The 9,160-nt window shown below is 50.4% G+C and carries 10 protein-coding genes and 1 other annotated feature; of the genes, 3 read left to right on the top strand and 7 right to left on the bottom strand.

The window, feature by feature from the left end; all coding sequences use genetic code 11:
- Positions 1–110: 110 nt before the first annotated feature.
- The 5 genes from ypeB to L691_RS0114460 all read right to left on the bottom strand — a co-directional run bounded on the left by ypeB (position 111) and on the right by L691_RS0114460 (position 3,840).
- Positions 111–1,463 carry a germination protein YpeB gene (gene ypeB / locus L691_RS0114480; protein ID WP_025691207.1) on the bottom strand — a complete coding sequence of 451 codons (1,353 nt, stop codon included), beginning with the start codon at positions 1,461–1,463 and terminating at the stop codon, positions 111–113.
- A gap of 128 nt (positions 1,464–1,591) precedes the next feature.
- Positions 1,592–1,738 (bottom strand): hypothetical protein, encoded by a 147-nt coding sequence (locus L691_RS32840; RefSeq protein ID WP_198023045.1) that lies wholly within the window; start codon positions 1,736–1,738, stop codon positions 1,592–1,594.
- A 71-nt stretch (positions 1,739–1,809) separates the two neighbouring features.
- Positions 1,810–2,505 (bottom strand): glutamic-type intramembrane protease PrsW, encoded by a 696-nt coding sequence (gene prsW, locus L691_RS0114470; protein WP_025691206.1) that lies wholly within the window; start codon positions 2,503–2,505, stop codon positions 1,810–1,812.
- A gap of 121 nt (positions 2,506–2,626) precedes the next feature.
- Positions 2,627–3,238: a genetic competence negative regulator gene (locus L691_RS0114465; protein WP_025691205.1), complete on the bottom strand. Its 612-nt coding sequence runs from the start codon at positions 3,236–3,238 to the stop codon at positions 2,627–2,629.
- Positions 3,239–3,489: 251 nt separating this feature from the next.
- A complete protein-coding gene (locus L691_RS0114460; protein WP_025691204.1) occupies positions 3,490–3,840 on the bottom strand; it encodes a hypothetical protein in 351 nt (116 codons plus the stop codon).
- 94 nt (positions 3,841–3,934) lie between these two features.
- On the opposite strand from L691_RS0114460, the gene L691_RS0114455 reads away from it, so the two are divergent.
- A complete protein-coding gene (locus L691_RS0114455) occupies positions 3,935–4,873 on the top strand; it encodes a polysaccharide deacetylase family protein (RefSeq protein ID WP_025691203.1) in 939 nt (312 codons plus the stop codon).
- A gap of 98 nt (positions 4,874–4,971) precedes the next feature.
- On the opposite strand, the gene L691_RS0114450 is transcribed toward L691_RS0114455, so the two are convergent.
- Both L691_RS0114450 and L691_RS0114445 read right to left on the bottom strand, forming a co-directional pair.
- Positions 4,972–5,382 (bottom strand): hypothetical protein, encoded by a 411-nt coding sequence (locus tag L691_RS0114450; protein ID WP_025691202.1) that lies wholly within the window; start codon positions 5,380–5,382, stop codon positions 4,972–4,974.
- A complete protein-coding gene (locus L691_RS0114445) occupies positions 5,379–5,972 on the bottom strand; it encodes a CPBP family intramembrane glutamic endopeptidase (protein ID WP_025691201.1) in 594 nt (197 codons plus the stop codon). Before L691_RS0114445 ends, L691_RS0114450 begins: the two co-directional genes overlap by 4 nt.
- Positions 5,973–6,054: 82 nt before the next feature.
- Here L691_RS0114445 and L691_RS0114440 point away from each other — a divergent pair, with 82 nt between their 5' ends.
- Positions 6,055–6,957: a hypothetical protein gene (locus L691_RS0114440; RefSeq protein ID WP_025691200.1), complete on the top strand. Its 903-nt coding sequence runs from the start codon at positions 6,055–6,057 to the stop codon at positions 6,955–6,957.
- A gap of 90 nt (positions 6,958–7,047) precedes the next feature.
- Positions 7,048–7,275: a binding site (T-box leader), on the top strand.
- A gap of 249 nt (positions 7,276–7,524) precedes the next feature.
- A complete protein-coding gene (gene serA / locus L691_RS0114435; protein WP_025691199.1) occupies positions 7,525–9,117 on the top strand; it encodes a phosphoglycerate dehydrogenase in 1,593 nt (530 codons plus the stop codon).
- Positions 9,118–9,160 lie beyond the last annotated feature (43 nt).

The raw sequence follows: 9,160 nt of genomic DNA, 5'->3' as shown, positions 1-9,160 counted from the left end.
GGATCCAGCATAACACAAGAACATATGTTTGTTAAGTAGACGTGTCTAACCCCCACCTTCGCTGTTGGCTTGGAGGTGGGGGACTGCGACACTAAAACTCTTGAAAGTTGTTATTTCTGCTGGGCGCCGGAAGCGGTCCGGATCTCTTCAACCGATTCTTCGATGCCGGTGTCCGCATTCAGATATAGACGATACTTGGAACCGTTAATCCGGCCGCCGAATTCGTAAGTGAGCACTTTTTCACCGTCGTTATTCTCAATCAAGGCGAGGCGGTTATATGTCTCCCGGAGATCCGGGTTAAGCTTTTTGCGCGCTTCGGCAAGGCTCATTCGGGGCTTCGCAATTTTGCGGTTCTCCTGATGCTCATTAACATAATCGCTGGACTGAAAACCCGTGGCATGGCCGTTGTCGAGTCCGACACGCACGGTTATTTTTTCAGGATAGATCAGCACACCGTTCTGCTTCGTTACAAAAGTGAAATTGCCCATATTTCCGTAACGGTCGGCGCTGACGGGCGTCATATTCGAATATCCCTTGCGTTTTAGGAATTCCCCTGCTTTCACAACGGCATCTTCCATTGATACCTTCGGGGCGCCAATCTCGCGGTTATTGTGATAAGAAATCAGCAGCCCGCCTTTTTTTGTAAAATCCATGCTCACCGTTTCATTCGCTCCGCTTACCGTCGCCGTGTACGATTCCCATTCCGTACCTTTCCCGTTCTCGGTAACATGCACTTTGGCTCCGCTGCCTAGATCCGCATACTTCAGCGCCTTGCGGCGGATATCCTCAGGGGAAACGGGAGGACCTTTCAGCTTTTTGACGGAACGTTTATCGTAAACACTGGCTACAGACGGCCCCCAATCCAGTTCCGGATAGGCGCTGACCCTTTTATCCACTGTTTTGAAACCGTCGATGATCGTGTTGTCCTCGGCTTTTTTCTCCGTTGCCAGCGCCGACTCAACATCCATCCACCGCAGGTGATTCGTAATGACCTTGTGTTGTACCTCCTGAAGATCCTTCGAAATTTCGCCGGAGTTTTTATACAAAGCCTTCAGGTTTTTCATTTCCCCATCGGTTATAGGCTTCGTTTTGTAGTCGCGCACTGCCGCCTTGTACGAGAAGTTGGAGATCTTGGAGAGTAATTCCTCTGTCTTGCTGAAAGGCAGCAGGGTCAGCGGGAGCTGGTTGATCTCGCTCTGCGCCTGGCTGGTCATCCGCCACACATTCGTTAGAGACTTACGGTGCATTCCATCGGAGGTCGAACTGACGGCAAGCGCGTTGCCCAATTCGCCATGCAGCCGCTCCATATGATAAGACAGATCGTGGAAGGACCGCTGGTATTGATTTTCCGCTTTCAGCAGAACCGCGTTCTTCTCTTGATTCTCCTGATAGCCCCATACAAGCGCCCCGATGAGCAGAATCAAAGTCAATGGGAACAATACGGCACTCATTCTTTTGTACATATGCCTTGAAGACTCCCTTCTGGTAGCTTATTGCCGTTAGTTTGACTAAAATAAAGAAGTCTTATGCACCAGCCGCAAAGAGAATCGGTATAGGAAGCGTACAGAAAGCAAAAAAGAGCAGCGTCTTATTAAGCCTGCTCTTCGATCAGAAATCCTTCGGTGCAGTTGCATAGACATTGCTTGAAGCCCGTCTGGATAATCCCATGATATTTTATGCCGCGCAGAATATAGCTTTCCCCGCACTGCTTGCACACGATTCGCACCTTTACACGCAAAAAAAGACACCTCGCTTTACAGTCTAATCTTCCCTGTGGAAAATCTGCCCGTAACAGTGTCTCCATCTGCACTATAGATTAACCTCTTCCTCCCGTTTCAGCAGGCGAAAAGGCGAAAGGCTGTTGGCACGCGCCACCTTAATCATGCCTCCATACCATAAGAAGGCCATTAACGGCACGATATACCAAATCCAATAGTTTGCCATCGTGTTCAAAATAAAATCGTAAATTCCGTGCCAAATCCATGGAAGAAGCAGCGATACGGCCAGGATGCCGCGCCTTCTGCCCCCGTTCGAGAATTTGGCTCTGCCGAGGTGATACCCCATCACAACACCGAACATGGCATGCCCCGATACCGGAAGAAGCGCGCGAAGAAACATGGAGCCAAGCGAAGCATGGCTGTACCAGGCGTACATCACATTCTCAATCGTCGCAAAACCAAGCGAAATCGCTACGGCATAAAGTATGCCGTCATACGGTTCATCGAACTCGGTATGATTGTAGATGATGTGATACATCACAAACCATTTCAAGCACTCTTCCACTCCGGCGGAGATCAGAAATGATTCCGTGTAAGGACCGGTATCCAGCCCCAGCGTCAGTCCTCTCTGAATAATCATGACCGGTAAGACAATCAGCAGGCCCAGCAAGAAAACTTTAAGCACCATATGGAGCGGCTCCTGGTCATACTTGTCCTTCAGGTAAAAATAAATCAGCAGAGCAAGCCCCGGTGCCACTGCCGACGAAACCACCGATAACAAAAGCACCGAACGAACCTCCCCGCTTGTCAAATAAAAGAACAGCCGACCTATCCCCTATGAAACAGGCAGGACCAGCCGGCGTCGTCGCAAATAGGTAAAGGGTCACCGAAGTTCCGCCCCTTCCTTATTATTCCTGGCGTTTGAAAAAGGCGCAAAGCTGCTGAACGGCGTTCTCCGCCATAACCGTCTTGCCGTATTCATTCAGTACCGCCTCGGTCACCGGAGATGAATCCCCGAATTCCGCGAGTACGGCAACAAGCGCTGACAGCGCGGGTTCCTCAAATTCTTTCGGATCGAAATAGAGGTACCATTTATCCTGATAAGAGTACAGCTTGCCTGCGGAAGTAATATTGCCAATGAGCACATGAGCCGCTTCAACCACGACTTCAAAATCGCGGAAAGCGTAGACAATGGAGTCCGCTTGTTCAAGAGTGACTTCCATTTCGTAAATCTCATCCGGCAATTCTTCTTCACCTGACGAACCGTACTGATGATCGTATTTGCCCCGGGTGACGATGACGACCATGCCTTGTGCAGGCAGAGCGAACACTTCCACGGCAAGAGGACCGGTTGCGTCAAATCCGAGTTCATTATATGCCTGATCCATCATCTCCGTAAAAAGGTCATGAACTTTAGGGACTTCCTGCCACATATCTTCCTTCTGGATTCCCCGCTCGCTCAGATCGTCAAAAGTGAGGAAAATCCGTATCTTATCTTGACTTAAACGCTCTATTCTCATGACAGGATCCTCCTTTTGAAAACTCAAATTTATTATAGTGTATGATGAGTCCCGAGTAATGAGCCAAAAATGGTTATTATGGTGATTGATATGTATGTATGTTACCATTTTGCCGCGATAAATGCACGTAAATATATTATAAGCGGAATAAGCAGCATTTTCAAAAGTGAGTAGCCGCTTCTTCCTAACTAAAAAAGAATCATCTTGGAGAAAAGGGATCTCCAAAATGATTCTTTCGGCCTTTCCTGCGATTACAAGCCCGGTATGGCTGTATGGGTTTCTTTGAGGATTTTTTCCACGTCGTGTTTGACATCGGGATTGCTGCGGATAAAATCCTTAAGCATACTCAGGCTGGCTTCCTTGGAACGGACAGGCGAAGCCGCCTTATGTCCATCCGATCCGGAGCTTTCCGTTTTGGCCGGCTGCTGATTTGCGGAAGTGCTCCCGAAGCCTGTAGTCGCCATGTTAATAATTTTATTTTTGGCTTTTTCGGCGGCCCCGGATTGACCCAGCATGGGCATCAACATGTTCCGTTTCCTGGACATAAGCATACTGCCGGCGGCGCCCAGCATCACTCCGAACAAAAATGACGAAGTCTTCACATTTATTACCTCCTTGTATGATAAAATCATCTCTAGTGTTCGCAGAAGGTTTTCGCCTCATACAGCTTAATCACAGGAAAGCGAGTTGAAATAAGTGGGTAAACAGACAGCTGCGCTGCTGCTTGCCGCCTTTCTGCTGACATCGTGCAGCAGTGCGGAGAACACGGCTCCGGATGGCGGAAAGGCGGCTGCGCCAAGCTCAAATGCTTCAGCTTCAGCGGCCCTGGCCGGAACTTCTACAGCAAGTCCTTCCATACAGCCTTCCGCTGCCGCTAGCAGTCAGAGTCCTGCTGCATCGCCGGGAGCTTCCGTCTCGCCGGCTGAAGGATCGGTTGACGGTGGCGCAAAGCAGAAGGAACAGGCCGGAAGCGGAACGGAAGTCAAAGTACCGCTGCTGTACCACATGAACAAGAATTACGATATTAAACCCAATGAAGAGAGCACGAACAAAAAGGTCGTACTGCTGACGTTCGATGACGGACCTAAGGAAGCAAAGCTGATCAATTCAATCTTCGACACCCTGGATAAACATAAAGCCAAAGCGATCTTCTTCGTCAATGGGTACCGCATCAAGGAGCACCCGGAGCTGCTGAAGCTGATTCAGGAACGCGGCGGAATTATCGGCAATCACAGCTGGGATCATATCGTTCTCAAGGATAAGCCGTACACCGCCGTCAAGAAACAGATTGAAGATGTGCAAAGAATCGTAAAGGAAGTCACTGGAGTGGCGCCGGTATTCTTCCGGCCTCCCCATGGGGCAGGCGGAGATGTTGGCAGAAAGGTCGCCGCGGAGAACGGAATGCTGTACATGACTTGGTCCAATGGCTCCCTTGATTGGACGATGAAGGAAAAGGACACAGGCAAGACGGAAAAGCTGATCAAGAACGTCACCGATCAGCTCCATCCCGGCAGCAATATCCTGATGCACGAACTGCCATGGACAGCCGAAGCGCTGGATAAACTGCTGACGACGCTTGCGAGCAAGGGCTACGGCTTTGCCGATCCGCGCAGTATCGAGCTGAAAATGCGGTAAGCCTGAATTAACCGCTAAAAGGCCCCGACCCATCCCGTGAGGGATGAGCGGGGCCTTTCACCTGATTATCGCAAACTGTAGCAGCCCGGCCAAACCCGCTACCATAGCGTCCTAAGCGGCGGAGCTCCCTTTATCCCCCACCAGACCAGAAAGATCAGCAGCAGCATAAATAGAACATTCAGCGAATTCACGAACAGCTTGCTGAGCCTGATCCGTTCCGAGCGATGGGTCGCGGAACGGGATGGAGGAGACTGCTCCTCTTCTTCTCCCGGTTTGGGCCGGTCCGCTCTTCTCCCACCCCGTGCGGTTCCGGCCTTCTGCCTTACCGCTGCGGACTTTCCGCCCTCCGTATTCTTTTTTCGCGACCGGGACAGGGCTTGTGAGGATGATTCTTTTTTCCTTGGAGAAGAAGCTTCCGCTTTACGCGGCTTGCTTGTTTTGACACCGGATATGTCCCCGCGTTTTCTCTTGTTCTGGCGGGACTTCACCCGGCTGAGCTCCTCACTCATGACTCCCTCCTGTAGCGGATCACCAGTCCTGAGAACAGGTCGATGATGAAATGGCATAAAATAGGCGCCCAGATCGTACCGGAATAGATGTAGATAAGCCCGAGGCCGTAACTGCTGGCAAATACCCAGCCCGTTGGAATCCAGTGCCTTAAGTAGCGCACATGGATAATTGCAAATAGGATGCTTGTCCAATACGGCCCAAAAGCAAATTGTATGGCGCCTCGGAACAGCAGCTCTTCGCAAATGGACACGATGGCGGCGATCAGCACGATATGCCAAAGCGGCCGTTTGCGGAACAACAGCTCGTTGATTCCTCCATCATCCATAGTTTGTTCGGGGACAATATAGGTTAACACAAAGTCCACTATCAGCATAATGACCGCGAGACCTAGTCCCCAGGCTGCAAAATTGATGCTTTCGGGAAAATTTAGCACGTGAAAAGGATTTCTTTTCTGAAATAATACCCAGATTAAACCGATAATAAGGGTAAGGCCCTGTGTAACATAAAGATTAATTAAAAGCAGCCGGTCGGTTAACTGCTCCGGTGATGCTTTTTGTACTTTTATATCGCCGAATTTAAATTTTTTCATTCATTACCTACCTGTTCTTAAAATATTTCAAATCCTAGCATTCATATCCAATTCAATCCTCACAGAAAAAGGAGCCGTTTTTATGAATCACCGTTCATCCAGCAAGCCGATGCTGTACACCCTTGGATTCTTGTTCTGCCTGATCTCTGCCTTTGCTGTCTTTTTCACCGGAGTGAAGGTTGGCGCCGACAAGGTCGAGGCCAAATATGAGAAACTGAACGCCGATGGTCAATCCTCGGAATCCTTCGCTTATTACCGCCAAACGGATCTGGTTACGTTCTATCATAACGTATTTTCGCCATATCGGGAATTCAAGCGCAACTGGAACGAGCAGGTTGACCTTCTGGTACGGGGAAACGGCGCTGATCGTACGGAAATACTCAAAAATCTCCGCAATTCGGCAAAAAGCGCTTACTCGCAAGTGACACAGGACTCCATCTTCGACGAATCTGCGCTTCTGAAGCAGGGCCAGCTTAATATCCTGAAAAGCCTTCGTCTCTTCTCCGAAGCTGCCGGCAAGGCATCCTCGTCCTCCGGGAATGAACAGGCGGTTAAGGCGCTGAAAAATGGGGAGTTAGCGGCTGGAGCGGTTAGATACGGACTTTTGGCCCAGAGCAATTATTATGACTCAATGCTTAAATGGGGTTCCCAGAAGAATTCTGCCATTCCTTCCGAGACGGGCGATCTGAAGATGATCCCGCTGGCAAAATGGGACAAGATGCCGCTGCTGCTCAAGAATGCGGCTATCGCGGAAATCATGCGGAACCGGGGCATTTTTGAGAACTACGAACCGCAGGATGTAACGGCCAAGATCGACAATTTGATCCGTTCCGGCAAGGCCGCATCCTTGAAACTTAAGGATATCCAAAGCATAACCTCCCTGCTTGTATCCACTGGAGCCCTTAGGGAAAATGATTTCTCCAAATGGCGCCAGCAGTACTACAGCAAGGAAACGCTGCCGCAGCTTTCTTTCTTCTTCGACTGATATCGGCAAATGCATCATACCACAATCATCCGGCAAAATACTATTGACACATGTAGCACAGCCATGTTACATTATGAAAAAATTGATCAAGCAAAACCGATGATGGAACAAAGTTACTGAAGGTCTTCAGAGAGCCGGCGGATGGTGCAAGCCGGTGGCGGACAGTGTACTTTAGCGCTCCTGAGATATTGTGTTGAACTAATAGTAGGCACAATCGGATCACCTCCGTTACCAGTGTTCCTGTTTTCAGGATATGAGACTGTGTCTGTAAAGGATGCGGTGAATTAGGGTGGTACCACGACAACTCTCGTCCCTTACTGCGGAAGCAGTATGGATTCGGGAGTTTTTTTGTTGACCGCCTGCTTCTCTGCGCCCGCCCAGATGAACAACTCATACGTCAGGCCCTGCTTTAGACCTATTCTCTGCTGCGACACCGCGTTGACGCTTGCCTGAAAATGCGGTATGATCGCCTTCTTCTGTGGAAAAGCTGTTTCAGGTAATTCGGAGAGCCTTAAAGGGCCTCCTCAAAAATAATATGTTCACACATTTAAGGAGGAAAAAGAAATCATGTTTAAAATTTTGGTATCGGACCCGATCAGCGATCTGGGCATTCAGCAGCTGACGGAAGCAAGCGACGTAACGGTAGACAAAAAAACAGGACTCAGCGAGGATGAACTTATTGCGATTATCGGCGAATACGACGGCCTGCTCGTACGCTCCCAAACCACTGTTACCGAGAAAATTATCGAAGCGGGGTCCAATCTGAAAGTAATCGGACGTGCTGGCGTCGGCGTTGACAATATCAATCTGGAAGCCGCCACGAAGCGCGGGGTTGTCGTGATTAACGCGCCGGACGGCAACACCATCACGACCTGTGAGCATGCCTTTGCGATGATGATGGCTCTAGCCCGCCATATTCCCCAAGCCTATGCGAAGACCATTACCGGCGTTTGGGACAAAAAATCGTTCCTTGGCGTTGAGCTTCGGGGCAAAACGCTTGGCGTTCTCGGCATGGGCCGGATCGGCAGCGAAGTTGCCAAGCGCGCCAAAGCATTCGGCATGAACATCCTGGCCTTCGACCCGTTTCTGACGGCTGACCGGGCAGAGAAGCTGGAAGTTACACTGGCGACCGTCGATGACATCGTAAAGGGCGCGGACTTCATTACGGTTCACACTCCGCTGACTCCGCAAACGCGCCATATGATTTCCCGTCCTCAGTTCGAGGTTATGAAAAAAGGCATGCGCATCGTCAACTGCGCACGCGGCGGTGTTATTGACGAAATGGCTCTGGTAGAAGCTATTGATGCAGGGATCGTGGCCGGAGCGGCTTTCGACGTATTCGAGAAAGAACCGCCGCAAGCGGATCACCCGTTCCTGTCGCATCCGAAGATTATCGTTACTCCGCACCTTGGAGCATCGACTGTGGAAGCGCAGGAGAATGTGGCGATCGACGTATCCGAGCAAGTGCTGCATATTTTGCGGAACGAGCCGTTCATCAACGCGGTTAACATCCCTCCGGTGGCTCCAAGCGTTATGAACAAGCTGCAGCCTTACTTCACTCTCGGCGAGAAGCTCGGCAGCTTCGCTTCACAGATTACGAATGGCGCCATCAGCGAAATTCATGTGGAATTTGCCGGAGATCTCTCGGATGTCGACACCCAGCCGCTGAACCGGTACATTGTCAAAGGCGTACTGTCCCGCCACTTCGGCGGCGACGTCAACATCGTCAATTCCATGCACCTCGCCAAGACTCGCGAAGTGAATGTAGTCGTGACGAAAGCCTCGAAGACCAAAGGCTTTACCAACCTGATTACAGTGAAGATTATTGCTGAGGGAGGCGAAGAGCGCCTCGTGGCTGGTACGCTTCTGCAAGGATATGGAGAGCGGATCGTGCAGCTCGGTAAATTCCCGGTTGATATCGCTCCGGAAGGCAACCAAATCCTGATCTCCCATAACGATAAACCCGGCATTATCGGCAACGTGGGTACGCTGCTCGGCCAGAACGACGTCAACATCGCGTCGATGCAGGTGGGACGTACCGTTATCGGCGGCGAAGCCATCATGCTGCTGACCGTCGATAAAGAAGTTCCGAATGATGTGCTGGTGAAGCTCGCCGCCCTGGCCGAGATCAATACAGCCAAAGAAGTCGTTCTGCAGTAAACTTTAATATTCCTTAAATTACACGGCATAAACAGAGCGCCGG

Origin of the sequence: Paenibacillus zanthoxyli JH29 (assembly GCF_000520715.1) — a bacterium.
GTDB classification, from domain to species: Bacteria; Bacillota; Bacilli; order Paenibacillales; family Paenibacillaceae; genus Paenibacillus_AQ; species Paenibacillus_AQ zanthoxyli.
This window is presented reverse-complemented; position numbering and strand designations above follow the sequence as displayed.